The 15910-nt window shown below is 55.4% G+C and carries 16 protein-coding genes; 1 reads left to right on the forward strand and 15 read right to left on the reverse strand.

Going from position 1 to position 15910, the window contains the following annotated elements; translation table 11 throughout:
- Positions 1–27: 27 nt before the first annotated feature.
- The 6 genes from ACSC94_RS04475 to ACSC94_RS04500 all read right to left on the reverse strand — a co-directional run bounded on the left by ACSC94_RS04475 (position 28) and on the right by ACSC94_RS04500 (position 6850).
- Positions 28–765, reverse strand: coding sequence for a biotin--[acetyl-CoA-carboxylase] ligase (locus ACSC94_RS04475; protein ID WP_435641855.1), 738 nt, complete (start codon positions 763–765; stop codon positions 28–30).
- A gap of 3 nt (positions 766–768) precedes the next feature.
- Entirely contained in the window at positions 769–2217 is a 1449-nt protein-coding gene (gene nuoN / locus ACSC94_RS04480; protein ID WP_435642150.1) for an NADH-quinone oxidoreductase subunit NuoN, read from the reverse strand.
- Between the two features lie 98 nt (positions 2218–2315).
- The gene (locus ACSC94_RS04485) at positions 2316–3884 is read right to left on the reverse strand and encodes an NADH-quinone oxidoreductase subunit M (protein ID WP_435641856.1); all 1569 of its coding nucleotides are present in this window, start codon (positions 3882–3884) and stop codon (positions 2316–2318) included.
- A gap of 26 nt (positions 3885–3910) precedes the next feature.
- Positions 3911–5908, reverse strand: coding sequence for an NADH-quinone oxidoreductase subunit L (gene nuoL / locus ACSC94_RS04490; protein WP_435641857.1), 1998 nt, complete (start codon positions 5906–5908; stop codon positions 3911–3913).
- A gap of 6 nt (positions 5909–5914) precedes the next feature.
- Positions 5915–6223: an NADH-quinone oxidoreductase subunit NuoK gene (nuoK, locus tag ACSC94_RS04495; RefSeq protein WP_435642151.1), complete on the reverse strand. Its 309-nt coding sequence runs from the start codon at positions 6221–6223 to the stop codon at positions 5915–5917.
- 21 nt (positions 6224–6244) lie between these two features.
- A complete protein-coding gene (locus tag ACSC94_RS04500; protein WP_435641858.1) occupies positions 6245–6850 on the reverse strand; it encodes an NADH-quinone oxidoreductase subunit J in 606 nt (201 codons plus the stop codon).
- Between the two features lie 215 nt (positions 6851–7065).
- Between ACSC94_RS04500 and ACSC94_RS04505 the strand changes: the two genes are divergently transcribed.
- Positions 7066–7587 (forward strand): acyloxyacyl hydrolase, encoded by a 522-nt coding sequence (locus ACSC94_RS04505; protein ID WP_435641859.1) that lies wholly within the window; start codon positions 7066–7068, stop codon positions 7585–7587.
- A 64-nt stretch (positions 7588–7651) separates the two neighbouring features.
- Here ACSC94_RS04505 and ACSC94_RS04510 read toward each other — a convergent pair whose 3' ends face one another.
- The 9 genes from ACSC94_RS04510 to nuoE all read right to left on the reverse strand — a co-directional run bounded on the left by ACSC94_RS04510 (position 7652) and on the right by nuoE (position 15902).
- Positions 7652–8317, reverse strand: a complete 666-nt coding sequence (locus ACSC94_RS04510) for an RluA family pseudouridine synthase (RefSeq protein WP_435641860.1) — start codon at positions 8315–8317, stop codon at positions 7652–7654.
- A 48-nt stretch (positions 8318–8365) separates the two neighbouring features.
- A complete protein-coding gene (locus tag ACSC94_RS04515; RefSeq protein ID WP_435641861.1) occupies positions 8366–9094 on the reverse strand; it encodes a hypothetical protein in 729 nt (242 codons plus the stop codon).
- 182 nt (positions 9095–9276) lie between these two features.
- Positions 9277–9762, reverse strand: coding sequence for an NADH-quinone oxidoreductase subunit NuoI (nuoI, locus tag ACSC94_RS04520; protein WP_014102905.1), 486 nt, complete (start codon positions 9760–9762; stop codon positions 9277–9279).
- A gap of 12 nt (positions 9763–9774) precedes the next feature.
- Complete coding sequence (gene nuoH / locus ACSC94_RS04525; protein ID WP_435642152.1) at positions 9775–10782, reverse strand: NADH-quinone oxidoreductase subunit NuoH; 1008 nt, start codon at positions 10780–10782, stop codon at positions 9775–9777.
- 22 nt (positions 10783–10804) lie between these two features.
- Positions 10805–11164, reverse strand: a complete 360-nt coding sequence (locus tag ACSC94_RS04530; protein ID WP_435641862.1) for a hypothetical protein — start codon at positions 11162–11164, stop codon at positions 10805–10807.
- A 10-nt stretch (positions 11165–11174) separates the two neighbouring features.
- Entirely contained in the window at positions 11175–13229 is a 2055-nt protein-coding gene (gene nuoG, locus ACSC94_RS04535; protein WP_435641863.1) for an NADH-quinone oxidoreductase subunit NuoG, read from the reverse strand.
- The gene (locus tag ACSC94_RS04540; protein ID WP_435641864.1) at positions 13217–13960 is read right to left on the reverse strand and encodes a hypothetical protein; all 744 of its coding nucleotides are present in this window, start codon (positions 13958–13960) and stop codon (positions 13217–13219) included. The genes nuoG and ACSC94_RS04540 overlap by 13 nt, the downstream gene beginning before the upstream one ends.
- Positions 13957–15249, reverse strand: coding sequence for an NADH-quinone oxidoreductase subunit NuoF (nuoF, locus tag ACSC94_RS04545; RefSeq protein ID WP_435641865.1), 1293 nt, complete (start codon positions 15247–15249; stop codon positions 13957–13959). Before nuoF ends, ACSC94_RS04540 begins: the two co-directional genes overlap by 4 nt.
- Positions 15249–15902, reverse strand: a complete 654-nt coding sequence (nuoE, locus tag ACSC94_RS04550; RefSeq protein WP_435641866.1) for an NADH-quinone oxidoreductase subunit NuoE — start codon at positions 15900–15902, stop codon at positions 15249–15251. The genes nuoF and nuoE overlap by 1 nt, the downstream gene beginning before the upstream one ends.
- Between the last annotated feature and the right edge of the window lie 8 nt (positions 15903–15910).

Here is a 15910-nt window from a genome sequence, read left to right on the forward strand (position 1 = left end):
AGGTATTTGGCGGATTATCAATGTTTTTTAAGCGTTGTTTGGAAAATAGACCTCACCCGCATGAACGATTTGCACCGATCCATCCGGGGTTTGGAGCAACAAGGCCCCGTTATCATCAATACCAAGGAATGTACCCGATACATCCCCGCCATGCAGCCGGGCGGTGATGAGCGTGTTCAGGCCATGCGCCCGCACCATCCATGCCTCTTTAACCCATCCAAACCCGTCGGTTTTCCAGCGTGTATAAAGACGCCCCAGATGGTGCAAAACCCGGTCCCGCACGATGATGACGTCCAATTCATGCCCGGCCAGTTGCGCCAGACCGATGCGGTCCGCCGGGGCGGCATTGATATTGATACCCGTACCGATGATCAGCGCATCCACCATTCCCGCCGGGCCCAGATCGCTTTCCAGCAAAATGCCCGCGCATTTCACCCCATCGACCAGAACATCATTCGGCCATTTCAGGGTCAGGCCATCGCCCTGCTGCCCGGTCAGTTCATGCGCCGCATCGGCCACGGCCAGCGCAACGACAAACGCCATTTGCCCGGCCAGCGCAGGGGCGCAAGCCGGTTTGAGCAAGATCGACATATACAGATTGCCAACGGGTGACACCCATTGATTGCCACGGCGTCCCCGGCCCGCGGTTTGAACCGCGGCCTGAACCACCAGCCCCTCGTCCGCCCCGGCGGATAATTCCGCCCGGACGACATCCTGAGTCGATGGCAGACTGTCATAGACACGACAGTCCCAACGCATCGTCATGGCTTAGAGAGCCTGCCCGAACAGGGCGCTGGCCGCCGCGCGGGTGGTTTCCACCAACGTATCCGGCATCAGGACGAAACCAACCACCAGCGCAACACAAACGGTCAACACCAGACGCTTGGTCGTACCAATTTCACCGTCGAACGGATCGGCGGCTTCGTCAAAGAACATGACCTTGATCAGACGCAGATAGTAGAACGCGGCCACAACCGAAGCGACAACGCCCAGCACCGCCAGAACATAGAAGCCCGACGCCACAGCGGCCTTGAACACCAGAAACTTGCCAAAGAACCCGGCCAACGGCGGAATACCGCTCATCGAGAACAACAGCAACGCCATGGCATAGGCCAAAGCCGGCTTGTACCGGGACAGACCCGCCAGATCATCGATGGTTTCAACCGCAACATCATCACGGCGCATGATCAGGACGATCGAAAACACGCCCAGCGTCATCACCATATAAATGGCGAGGTAGAACAGAACGGCGGCCACGCCCTCTTCCGTTCCGGCCAGCAGGCCGAGCAGGACATAGCCCATGTTACCGATAGAGCTGTACGCCAGCAGGCGTTTGATATTGTTCTGCGCCAAACCAGCCACGGCCCCAACCACCATACTGCCAGCGGCCAGAATCCAGATGATTTGTTGCCAATCCGGCATCATGGCCCCGAACGGACCAAACAGCAGACGGGTCAGCAGGGCCATTGCCGCAATTTTCGGAACAATGGCGAACAACGCGGTGACCGGAGTTGGTGCGCCCTCGTACACGTCCGGGGTCCACATATGGAACGGAACGGCGGAGATTTTGAACGCCAAACCAACCAGAACGAACACCATACCCACGATGGCTCCGGCGGTAATGCCGGCCTCGCTCGCATTGGCTTCGCCCAAGGTAGCGGCAATCGTGTCAAAGCTGAGCGACCCGGTATAGCCGTAGATCAGCGAAATACCGAACAGCAACATCCCCGACGCCAGCGCGCCAAGGACGAAATACTTAATCCCGGCTTCGGCCGCACGCGCATGGTCACGACGGAACGCGGCCAGAACATACAGGCTGAGCGATTGCAATTCGAGCGCAACATAGAGCGAGAGCATGTTATTCGCCGACACCATCAGCAACATGCCAAGGCCCGCAAACAACACCAGCACGGGGTATTCAAACCGCGCCATGCGTTCTTGGTACAAATAACGCACAGAGATCGCGAGCGCACCCGCCAACCCGGCCAAAATCAGGAATTTGGCAAAGATCGCGAAGCGATCGGAAACAAACATGCCATCAAACGCCAGCGCCCGGTCCCAATCCAGTCCCGTCAGGAACAAGGCCGTCACGATAAAGGCGCCAATGGTGCCCCAGCACACGGCCCGCGTGCCATCATTGCCGCGCAGGACGCCGAAGATCAGCAGCATCATGCCCGCCACGGCAAGAAACATTTCCGGAATGGCCGCGCCAAACATGGATGATGCCACCAGATGGGTTTCCGCAATGGCCACGACATCGGCGGCTTTCTCGACAACATGCTCTACGGCCTGTTCAACCGCGATCACTTCATTACTCATTGATTTTCTCCCGCAACAGCGTTGCCGGTATCGGTGGTGGTCATAGTGGTGGTTGCCGTGTTCGTCGTCGCCGTATTCGTTGTTGTCAGGGCGGCTTCATACCGGCTGATCAAATGATCGACGGAGGGCTGAACCTTGTTCAAAACCATATTTGGGAACACGCCCAGCCAGATGGTCAGAATCGCCAGCGGAACCAGACAGACGATTTCGCGCCAGTTCATGTCCAGCATTTCGGCCGCATCCTCGTTCACCTGCGGGCCAAAGATCACGCGGCGATACAGGATCAGCATATAAGGCGCCCCCAAAATCAGACCCGTGGTCGCCAGCACGGCCACCAGCGTGTCCACACGGTATGCCCCCAGCAATGCGAGGAATTCACCAACGAACCCGGACGTGCCCGGCAGGCCAACGGAGCCCAGCATAAAGATCATAAACACAACGGCGTATTTCGGCATGTTTTTGACCACGCCGCCATACCGGGAAATTTCCCGCGTGTGCAGACGGTCATAAACGACACCAACGCAGAGGAAGAGCGCGGCGGATACGATCCCGTGGCTGATCATCTGGAAGATACCGCCCTGAATCCCCTGCGCTGTCATGGTGAACAGACCGAGGGTCACATACCCCATGTGGGCGACGGATGAATACGCAATCAGCTTCTTCATATCATCCTGCACCAGCGCGACCAGCGAGGTGTAGATGATGGCGATGATCGACAGGCCGAACACCATCGGGGCGAAGAACTCGGTCGCCTCGGGCAGCATCGGGATGGAGAATCGCAGGAAACCGTAACCGCCCATTTTCAGCAGAACACCGGCCAGAATGACCGAGCCAGCCGTCGGGGCCTCAACGTGGGCATCGGGCAACCATGTATGGACCGGCCACATCGGCATCTTGACCGCGAAGCTGGCGAAGAAAGCCAGCCACAGCCAGAATTGCACATCACGCGGGAAGCCATGTTCCATCAGGGTCGGAATATCCGTCGTGCCCGCCTGGAAATACATGTACAGCAAGGCCACCAGCATCAAAACCGAGCCCAGCAGCGTGTAGAGGAAGAATTTATACGCGGAATAAACCCGGCGCTTGCCACCCCAGATCCCGATAATCAGGAACATCGGAATCAACACACCTTCGAAGAAGGCATAGAACAGCACGGCATCCAGAGCGCAGAACGTGCCGATCATAAAGGTTTCGAGCACGAGGAACGCCACCATATATTCCTTCACCCGCGACGTGATCGACGTCCAGCTGGCCAGAATACAGATCGGCGTCAGGAAGGCCGACAACACGACGAAGAACATGGACAAACCATCAACGCCCATGTGGTAGCCGATATTCAGCCCCGGGAACCATGTCGATTTTTCAACGAACTGGTACGACGCCGTCGACCCGTCGAAATTATTCATCATGTACAGGGACAGCGCAAAGGTGAACAGGCTGGTATACAGCGCCGCAAACCGTGCATTGCGCGCAACGACCAGCGCATCACCCCGGATGGTCAGGATAAACAACGCCCCCACCAAAGGCAGGAAGGTCAGAAGCGAAAGGATCGGAAAATCAATCATCTTAGATTACACCTTTATCCGGGTCTTTACTGTCCCATTGTCGCGCGGAAGACGAACCACGACACCAGGCCGATCAGTCCGATCATCATCACGAATGCGTATTGGAAGACATATCCTGTCTGGAAGCGGCTCATCACGCCTGCGAAACGCGCATACATGCTGGCCACACCATCCGGCCCGCAACCATCGATAATTTTCTTATCACCGGTTTGCCAGAAGAATCGGCCCAAACGGAACGCATTGCGCGTGAAGACGCGGTCATAAAGTTCATCAAACCACCATTTGTTGAAGAACAACGCGTGGATCGGCTTGAACACCTTCACCATGATCGACGGCATTTTCGGCGCAAACATGTAGAAGATGTAGGCCAGAATAATCCCGGCGCTGGCCACGAAGATCGGCAGAACCTTGACCCACGTCGGCACATGGTGTGCGGCCTCAACCGTGTCATTTTCCGGCAGAACGAAGATCGAGCTGCCCCAGAAATGCATCTTGTCCCAAACATTGACCAACCCGGTCATGTTCAGAATGTCATTCGCATGACCTGCCGCATTCGGTGAACCAACGAATCCGCCATAAAATACGGAACCCGCCAAAATCGCACCAGCAGCCAGAACCGTCAGCGGCAACAGCATAATCAACGGTGATTCATGGACGTGCGCCATAACCTTTTCATCCGCGCGCGGTTTGCCGTGGAAGGTCATCAGAATCAAACGCCAGCTATAGAACGCGGTCAGCAACGCCGCCACGATCCCGAACCAATACGCCATCGTTCCGAACCATGTATGGTCGGCGAAGGCCGTTTCCAAAATCATGTCCTTGGAATAATACCCGGCAAAGAACGGCATACCCGCCAGCGCCAACGACCCCACCCACATCAGGATGTAGGTCGAGGGAATCAGGTGCCAGATACCGCCCATTTTGCGCATGTCCTGTTCGTCGGACATGGCATGGATCACCGAACCCGCGCCCAAGAACAGCAAAGCCTTGAAGAACGCGTGCGTCGTCAAATGGAACATGGCCGCCGGATACGCCGAAACGCCCAAGGCAAAGAACATGTAACCCAATTGGCTCATCGTCGAATAAGCGATGACACGTTTAATATCAAACTGCGTCAGGCCAATGGTGGCCGCGACCAGAGCCGTCACCGCACCGAAGATGCAAACAACCATCAACGCGGTCGGCGCATATTCGAACACGGGCGAGAATCGGGACACCAGGAACACGCCCGCCGTCACCATCGTCGCCGCGTGGATCAGGGCGGATACAGGCGTCGGGCCCTCCATCGCATCCGGCAGCCATGTGTGCAGACCCAACTGCGCCGATTTACCAACCGCGCCCATAAAGAGCAGCAGGCACGCCAGCGTCAGGGCATGAACCTCATAGCCGAGGAAGTTGAACATCGTGTCCTTGTGCTGGGCGGCCTGATCGAAGACAGCTTGGAACTGCACCGTGCCAAAGACCATGAAGATGGTGAAAATACCCAGAGCCAGACCAAAATCGCCAACACGGTTGACCACAAACGCCTTCACAGCCGCCGCATTGGCGGAATGTTTATGGTTCCAGAACCCGATCAACAGGTAAGACGCCAGACCGACCCCTTCCCAACCGAAGAACAATTGGACCATGTTATCGGCGCTGACCAGCATCAACATCGCGAAGGTAAACAGGGACAGATACGCCATAAACCGCGCCTTGCACGGATCATGGCTCATATACCCAACGGAATAAACGTGGACGCAGGCCGAAACGATGTTGATGACGCACATCATCACCACGGACAATTGGTCAAACCGCAACGCCCAATCAACCGTGAAATCACCCACGGTGATCCAGTTTTCAAGGCTGACCACATGGGGTTGTGATTGAATAATCACGCTGTAGAACAAGGAACATGACGCAACAGCCGCCATGATCAAACCGGTGCAGGTTACAAACTGCGCCCCCTTGTCACCGATCTGTTTCCCGAACAGAAAGGCGATAACGAACCCCAGAAGCGGCGCAAAAACGGCAATCAGTTCCATTTGCTTTTAGCCCTTAAGCGTAGAGATGTCCTCAACCGCGATGGTGCCGCGGTTGCGGAAGAACACGACCAGAATGGCCAGACCGATGGCGGCTTCCGCCGCGGCAACGGTCAGGATGAACATGGCAAAAACCTGTCCCGCCAGATCATTCATCATGGATGAAAACGCGACGAAGTTGACGTTGACCGCCAACAGCATCAATTCAATCGACATCAGGATAACGATCACGTTTTTACGGTTCAGGAAAATCCCGAACACGCCCAACGTGAACAAAATCGCCGCCAGTGTCAGGTAATGGACCAAACCAATATTCAATAATGTTTCCATCATCATGGCTTAAACCCCCGTACCCGGTGTTACTTTTACAATTTCCATCGCGTCGTCGACGGTCCGCGCATTCTGGTCCGCAATTTTCTGTTTGCGGACGCCCGGACGAACACGGTGCGTCAGAACAATGGCCCCGATCATAGCGACCAGCAGAACCAGACCCGACATCTGGAAGACCATGACGTAGTTGGTATAGAGGATCTGCCCCAAAGCTTCGGAGTTTGTGATGTCGCCTGCTTTATCAAACGGGTTGGCATGGTTGGCCTGCGGTGCCGCGCCCCACGCCGTATACATCATCACCAGTTCGGTCAGCAGAACGATGCCGAGCAACAAGCCCAGCGGAACATACTGCATCGCGCCCTTGCGCAGATCGGCGAAGCTGATATCCAGCATCATCACGACAAACAGGAACAAAACCGCGACCGCCCCGACATAAACGATCACCAAAATCATGGCGATAAATTCGGCCCCGAGTAAGATGAACAATCCCGCCGCGTTAAAGAACGCGAGGATCAGGAACAGAACCGAATGCACGGGGTTGCGGGCCGTAATAACCATGATGGCGCTTAGGACCAGAACAGCGGCGAAAAGATAGAAGGCGATGGCTTGAATCATGATGTATCAAACAGCACTTTTTTGTTTTGCACCAAGCAGATGGACCCGTTTGGCGGCGTTGCCCCTTTCTAGTATGACCAGCGCCGCACCGCAAGGTCCGTATCTGTGCAAATCCACTAATATTTCTATTGATTTTTCTCCGCCGCCGGAGAAGAATGCGACCAGACCCGCGTATGCAATTTCTTGTTTTTAATCAAATCACTAGGACAATAACCGTGAAAAACATCGTTTTGCCGCTGATGGCGCTCTGCGTATTTCTGACCACCGCCTTTATTGGCACCCCCGCACACGCTGGTGATTATGACAAAATCAGCTTCTCGGTTGGCTATTTCGACGTTTTTGACGATGAGGGCGCCATGGATATGCGCGCCGAATATCGCTGGGCCGATCCGTTGATCTGGCAGATCAAGCCGATGGCCGGGATTGAATATACATCGGACGGCAGCGGTTGGGTTGGCACAGGCCTGTATTATGACTATCATTTTGGGAACAATTTCTTCCTGACCCCAAGCTTGGCCGTTGGCCTGTACAATGATGGTGGTGGCAAGGATCTGGGCCACGTTATTGAATTCCGCAGCCAGATTGAAGTTGGCTATGAATTCGAAAACGCATCCAGCGTCAGCGCTGGCCTGTCCCATATCTCTAACGCGAGCCTGGACGATGAAAACCCGGGTGCGGAAGTGCTGAGCCTGTATTACCACATGCCGGTTGGTATGTTGTTCCAGAACGCGCAGTAATACGCGACGCACGTAAGAATTAAAAAAACCCGCGATAATCTCGCGGGTTTTTTATGGCCTGATGTCAAAACGGACAGGGCGCGATAAACGTACATTCTTCGCCCGTTGATGGATGAACAAAGCGCAATTGTTCGGCGTGCAATTGCAACCGATCCGCTGCGGCCAGCGCATCACCATCGGCATAAAACGCATCCCCCAATATAGGATGGCCGATGGCCAGCATATGGACACGCAATTGATGCGTGCGCCCCGTGCGCGGGAATAACCGCACGCGCGTTGCGTTTTCTTCACGCGCAATCACCTCCCAATCCGTTTGCGCCGAACGGCCCTTGTCGTGATCGACACGGTGGCGCGGCTTGCGATCGACGTCGATGCCCAACGGTAAATTGATATGACCGCCCTCGCCGTCCATCCGCCCCCAGACACGGGCGATATAAATTTTCTGCGCTGTGCGGTTTTCAAACTGGGCCGCGATAAAGGCATGGGCCTTTTTATTCAAGCCCATCACGACAACACCGGACGTATCACGGTCAAGGCGATGAATGATCGATGCCTTCGGAAATAATTTTCGAACCCGCACATCCAGACAGTCCCACAAACGCGGATCTTTTCCGGGGACGTGCAACAATCCACTCGGCTTTTCAACGACCAAGAGGTCATCATCCTGATAGATGATAACCACGGGGTCGTTTGGTGGGGTATAAATCGGGTCGGCCAGATGATCTTCCATGGTCGTAACCTAGGACATTTCATATACATCTGGCAACGACCTGTGTGATCAGGCAAATTCGCCGTTATTAACGGCCTCCTCGACCTTTTCACGAATCTTTTCTTCGATCTTGGCGCGCTCTTCCGGTGACATCGCCGCCAATTCCTCTTCCGTCACGCCGGCACTTTTCAAGATCATGGCGCGCACTTTTTCCTCATAGGACATGGACGCAAATTCAAGGAACTCATCCACCGCACTATTTTCTTCTTCCTCTGGCTCCTCGGGCGCGCCTTCATTCTGCTGGGTCGCAATAATCTGGGTTTTGACCAAAGTTTCGGCGGACCCGTCACGGGCCTCGGCGCTTTCACGCGCGGCATCGGCGGCCATCGCCGCATAATCAACTTCAAATTCCACAGGCGGAACTTTCGCCCATTGCGCCGGGGTCAGCGCATCTTCGCTCATCACCACGGTGCCACCCAAGGCCTTGGCAATGTCTTCCGCGCGCTGCTGGGCCAACGCTGGCCCCGATCCTTGCGGATCGAACACGCTATCCAGTTTTGAAATCTTCCCATACGCCGCGTTCGATGTTTCAACCGATCCGCCATTATACAATTTGGCCACGGTTTTTCCGTCCACGACCACTTCGGCATACAGTTTCTGCGATGGGTGATCTTCCAGATTTTTGGGCTTGGTGTATTCAAGCTCCTTAATCTTTTCGATCTTCGCCATGAAATCGGGATCGGCCTTTTTCGTCAGCGATTTTGTTAGATCAAAATTGAACATCGTGAGCGAACTCACTTTGATTCCATCCATACCCGCCATAACCACACCTCGGCAATTGTTGTACACGTCGCGGGGTAGTTGCAATTTTCATGCCATTTTAAAATTGTTGGAACAGCTTGATTTTCAATGACAGCAGAATCAAAACACCCCGGAAGAATCTTCCGGGGTGTTCATATTTGCCGGGCTTTTATTGGCCCTTAACGGTATGGCGCATCCGCCGCCAGGTTTGCGGCGATCTGCGCTTCCCAACGGTCGCCGTTGGCCAGCAGACGGTCCTTGTTGTAATACAATTCTTCGCGCGTTTCGGTGGCGAATTCGAAATTCGGACCCTCAACAATCGCATCGACCGGGCACGCTTCGGCGCACAGGCCGCAATAAATGCACTTGGTCATATCAATATCGTAACGCGTTGTGCGGCGGGAACCGTCATCGCGCGGTTCGGCCTCAATCGTAATCGCCAATGCCGGGCAAATCGCTTCGCACAGTTTGCAGGCGATGCAACGCTCTTCCCCGTTCGGGTAACGGCGCAAGGCGTGTTCGCCGCGGAAGCGCGGGGAAATCGGACCCTTTTCATACGGGTAGTTGATCGTCACCCGGGGCTTGAACATGTATTTGAACGTCAGCGCCATGCCCTTGACGATTTCAGACAGCAGGAAACTGCGTGCGATATAATCGAGTGTCATACTCATTACCCCTTACGGCAAAGCATCGAAAGCCAACAGCGTACCCGCCACCAGAACAACCCAGATCAGGCTGAACGGCAGGAAGATTTTCCAGCCCAAGCGCATCAATTGGTCGTAACGGTAACGCGGGAATGTGCCGCGAGCCCAGATAAAGAAGAACAGAACGGCGCAGACCTTCACAATGAACCAGATCACGCCCGGAACAACGGCCAGTTCCGAAATTCCGAACGGCGGCAACCAGCCCCCGAGGAACAGAACGGTGGTAATGGCCGACATCAAAATCATGTTGGCATATTCACCCAGGAAGAACAGCGCGAACGCCATGGACGAATATTCAACCATGAACCCGCCGGACAATTCCGATTCACCTTCCGGCAAGTCGAACGGCGCGCGGTTGGTTTCGGCCAGAATGGAGACCAAAAACACAATAAACATCGGGAACAGCAAGGCCTGCATCCACACCGGACGCGGTGCCATCACAATGTCGGTCAGGTTCAACGACCCAACGCACAGCAATACGGTGACGATCACCAGACCCATGGACACTTCGTACGACACCATTTGCGATGCCGAACGCATGGCGCCCAGAAATGCGTATTTCGAGTTCGATGCCCAACCGGCCATGATCACGCCATAAACGCCCATCGACGAAATGGCGAACAGATACAGGATGCCGACGTTAATATCGGCAATCACCCATTTCAAATTCACCGGAATAACCGCCCACGCGACCAGCGCCAGCGTAAACAACAGCATCGGCGCCAACAGGAACACCGGGGCGTTGGCCTGCGACGGGATAATGGTTTCCTTGGACAGCAATTTGACGCCATCGGCAATCGGTTGCAGCAACCCGAACGGCCCCACGGTCATCGGCCCCTGACGACGCTGGATCGCGCCCAGAACTTTACGTTCCGCATAGGTCAAATACGCCACGGCCAGAACCACCGCCACGATCATCAACAGGATCTGACCCACCATAATGGCGCCGGGCAGTCCGTATGTCGTCCAAAGTGCAAGCATGTCGATTTGCATTTATTTACCCTTATTTTGGATAGGTACGGGCGTGCATCCGCGCGCCGTAGTGAGGTTGTTTGGCCTTGATCATCCGGTCATCAAAGGAGCGATGAGCCTGAAAAGCCGGGTCGCTGTGATGATTGAATGTATAAGTCGGCGTGTCGAGTTTCGGCAGTATCAGCGGTTCAATCTCTGGCATACGCCCCAGAACATGCGGGCTCGACAGAACGATGGATTCAAGATCGCGGTCTTGAATCTTTTCATTTGTATTTCCACCCACAACAACCACACCGACATTATGTTCGGCCAGCACACGGGCCATGGCCATGGCGGCCACATGGGCCCCCATTACCAAAACGATCCGTCTGTTGTTCGTGGTTCCGGTCATTGGTTACGCCTTACTCCGCCGCGATTTGTTCAGCCGCAAAACCATTGCGGGCAAATGTTGTCGCGCATTTCGCCATGGTCAGCGAAGCCTTCGTCACCACATTCGTGATGTAGAAATTCTTCACCGCCGGAACGAAAGCACCGGAATTGACCATGCCTGACGCGCCAAAGCTGCGCCACGGTGATCCGGCCAACGTATCCACCTGACCCAGATGCGGCCATTCATGCACGATGCGTGAACGCAAACCCGCCAAATCATCATACGGCAACGGATGGTCCATCCATGCGGACAGGGCACGAATGACTTTCCAGTCTTCACGCGCTTCGCCCACTGGCCAGACCGCCGCACGGCCCATCTGCACACGGCCCTCTGTATTCACATACAGGCCGTCTTTTTCGGTATAGGCAGCCCCCGGCAGAATGATATCGGCACGGGCGGCACCGGCATCACCATGGTGACCCTGATACACAACGAACGCCGATTGCGGAATGGCATCCACCACCACCGCATCATCACAACCCAGCAGGTAAACCAGTTCCATGCCGGATACATCCAGCAAGGCCTTGCCCGCCACGAACCCAATATCCAACGCCCCAACGCGAGAGGCCGCAACATGCAGAACGTTGAAACCGTTCCAGTCATCACGCACCGCGTTGCACATGTCGGCCACATCACGGCACAGCGCATGCACAGCCAAGCCATCGGCCCGGCGGAATGCACCCATGCCCACGATAATCATCGGGCGTTTGGCACCTTTCAGAATATCGGCAAAGGCACCCTTGCCCGCTGCAATGTCCTTCAGCGTATCGGCCCCGGCCCCCAGATAGGTGGTCGGGTATGACAGATCATGGTTTTCACCAATCACGCCAACCTTCACCTTGGTCTTGCGCCATGTCTTGCGAATGCGCGCATTGATCATCGCGGCTTCCGCTCGCGGGTTGGTTCCCACCAGCAGGATTGCGTCGGCCTGTTCAATGCCGGTAATGCCGGTGTTGAACACATAACCCGCACGCACCGTCGGATCAAACGCGGCCCCATCGGTGCGGCATTCCAGATTACGGCTGCCAATCACGCCCATCAGGTCTTTTAACGCGACCATGGATTCCAGATCGCACAGATCACCAGCCAGAGCCGCAACAGCGCTCGGGTTCGTGGACCGCATACGATGGGCCAGAATTGCAAACGCCTCGTCCCATTCCGCCGCGCGCAGGCGGCCCGTGTTTTCATCACGCACGAACGGACGATCCAGACGTTGACGCTTCAACCCGTCATAGGCAAAGCGTGTGCGGTCATCAATCCATTCTTCGTTCACATCTTCGTGCAAACGCGGCAAAACACGCATGACTTCCGTACCACGGCTGTCCACGCGAATGTTCGCACCAACCGCATCCATCACATCGATGGTTTCGGTTTTTTTCAATTCCCACGGACGGGCTTGGAACGCATAGGGCTTGGATGTCAACGCGCCAACCGGGCACACATCAATCATGTTACCGGACAGTTCGGTGGACACCGCCGCCTGAACGAATGTGGTGATTTCAACATCTTCGCCACGGTTCAGCAGGCCCAGTTCCGACACGCCGCCAATTTCTTCACCAAAACGCACACACCGCGTGCATTGAATGCAACGGGTCATGACGGTTTTGATCAGCGGGCCGAAATCCTTGTCCTTCACCGCGCGTTTGCTTTCGTAATAGCGCGAGCGGTCATACCCATAACCAACGGCCTGATCCTGCAAATCGCACTCACCGCCTTGGTCGCAAATCGGGCAATCCAGCGGGTGGTTGATCAGCAGCATTTCCATCACGCCCTTGCGTGCCTTTTTCACCATGTCGGTTTCCGTGAAAACTTCCATGTTGTCGGCACAGGCCAGCGCGCACGAGGCCTGCGGCTTCGGCGGTCCGCCTTTAACCTCGACCAGACACATACGGCAGTTGGCCGGAACGGTCAGGCGGTCGTGGTAGCAGAAACGCGGAATTTCAATTCCCAGCATTTCAGCGGCCTGAAGGATCGACGTGCCCTTTTCGACTTCGACTTCGATGTCATTGATCTTTAATTTTGGCATGGTTTTGCTTCCTGCTTACTCATCCGCTGTGTCCAGTTGCGGGCTTCAACGATCACCGGGCGGCGATCCCACGACATCTGCAACCAATCCTTGGTCGGAACGTGCAGCGTCTGGCGCAAAATTTCGCTCCAGCCCAATTTTTCAGCTTTTTCCGGTCCGAAATCCAGCACACCTTGCCATTCGATCTCACCGTTACGAACATTTTTGTAAACGGTCAGCTTGTCGCCTTCATCCAGACAATTCAAACCATCATACCCGGGGCGGCCATATTCATGGACGGACCAGATAAACCCTTCGGTTCCCGTTTCACAAAACGCATTCAGCGCACCGAACAGAACGCGTCCGTCCTTGCGCTCCAACCGTGCCGGCAGGGCGGCATGGAACATGCCCGTCCACTCCCGCGGCTGCAGACCTTTTTGCAGGCCATGATGATACTGGCTACGGTCATAATCGACCGTGCCTTCCCACTGCACATCGCCTTCGGTGACGGTTTTAAAAACTTTCACCAGATCGCCGCTTTCAAATTTAATTTTATCCAGCTTCGGCTTGTTGAACAGCTTTACGCCCCAATCATAGGCCGCGCGCATTGTGCGGAACCCGCATCCATTGATTTCTTTGTTCAGCTTGTCAGCCTTGGCTTGATCTTCCGGCGTGGCATACGGCAACTCGACCCACATCGCGGTCAAGATCCCGGATTTTTTCACACGGCGTAATGGGGTCACTTTGCTCATGCTGCCCTCGCCGCAATTTTACGATATTCCATGATGCGTTTTTCCATTTCTGGACGGAAATGGCGGATCAATCCTTGGATCGGCCAAGCCGCCGCATCACCCAAGGCACAAATGGTGTGCCCTTCAACCTGCTTGGTCACATCCCACAACATGTCGATTTCCTCAACCGTTGCGTTGCCCTTGACCATGCGGGTCATCACGCGCCACATCCAGCCCGTGCCCTCACGGCACGGCGTGCATTGGCCGCATGATTCATGCTTGTAGAATTCGGCCAGACGCGCGATGGCGTAGACGATGTCCGTCGATTTATCCATGACGATCACGCCAGCGGTGCCAAGGCCGGAGCCCGCCGCCCGCAGGGAGTCAAAGTCCATAATAACCGTGTCGCACACGTCACGCGGCAGCAACGGTGTGGATGAACCACCCGGAATAACCGCCAACAGATTGTCCCAACCACCGCGAACACCGCCGCAATGCTTGTCGATCAGCTCTTTCAGCGTGATGCCCATGGCTTCTTCGACGTTGCACGGGTTGTTGACGTGACCGGACACACAGAACAATTTCGTGCCCGTGTTTTTCTCATCCCGGCCAATGCCCGCAAACCATGAACCACCACGGCGCAGAATGGTCGGCGCCACGGCAATGGTTTCCACGTTGTTCACCGTCGTCGGACAGGAATACAAACCCGCCATCGCCGGGAACGGTGGTTTGTTCCGCGGCTCGCCCTTTTTGCCCTCAAGACTGTTCAGCAACGCGGTTTCTTCACCGCAAATATAGGCCCCAGCCCCACGGTGCAAAATAACGTCAAAATCCCAACCGGACCCCGCCGCGTTTTTTCCCAGCAGACCAGCGGCATACGCTTCTTTAATCGCCTTAACGACAGCGGAGCCTTCGTTATAAAATTCACCGCGAATGTAGATGTACGCCGCGTGCGCATTCATGGCGAAGCCAGCGATCAACGCGCCTTCGATCAATTTATGCGGTTCGTTGCGCAGGATGTCGCGGTCTTTACACGTACCGGGTTCGGATTCGTCGGCGTTGATGACCAGATAGCTCGGGCGGCCATCCGGGTTTTCCTTCGGCATAAACGACCATTTCATACCCGTCGGGAAACCGGCACCACCGCGACCGCGCAGACCGGATTTTTTCATCTCATCGATGATCCAGTCGCGGCCCTTCGCGATAATGTCCTTGGTGTTGTCCCAATCGCCACGCGCTTTCGCGTAGTCCAGCGAATAGGGTTCCCAACCATAGATGTTCGTAAAAATACGGTCTTTATCGTCCAACATCACACAACTCCAACTTTCTTCGCCAGATCTTCCAACGATGTCGGCCCGGCGGCGGACATGGAGCATTTACGGCCCGTTTGCGATCCAACCGGAACATCTTTCCCGTCTTTCAGTGCGCTCAGAATATCCTTCATGCGCAACGGGCTCAGATCTTCATAAAAATCATCATTGATCTGGATCATCGGCGCATTCACGCACGCGCCCAGACATTCCACTTCCACCACCGTGAACATGCCGTCCTTGGTGTTTTCGCCGGTTTTGATGCCCAGATGATCTTCGCAGGCCTTTTTAATATCGCCTGCACCGCACAGCCAGCACGGCGTGGTCGTGCAAACCTGCACCAGATATTTCCCAACCGGGGCCAGATTGTACATGGAGTAGAAGGTCGCAACCTCGTACACCTTGATTTTCGGCATATCCAGAATGCGGGCAATTTCATCCATCGCGGCGCGCGGAATCCAGCCACCGAACGGCGGCGTTGCTTTCGCGCCATCTTCGGCCAATTGCCGTTGCGCCAGATCCAGCAGCGGCATGGTTGCGCTGCGCTGGCGGCCTTCCGGATAACGGGAGATAATTTCCTCTACCTGCGCGGTGTCGCGGAAGGTAAAATTCTCCGGCTGATAATCTGCATTCAGGTCGACGTGCTTTTTCACGGCGATAC

The sequence above is a fragment of the Micavibrio aeruginosavorus genome, from assembly GCF_051245535.1.
GTDB classification, from domain to species: Bacteria; Pseudomonadota; Alphaproteobacteria; order Micavibrionales; family Micavibrionaceae; genus Micavibrio; species Micavibrio aeruginosavorus_D.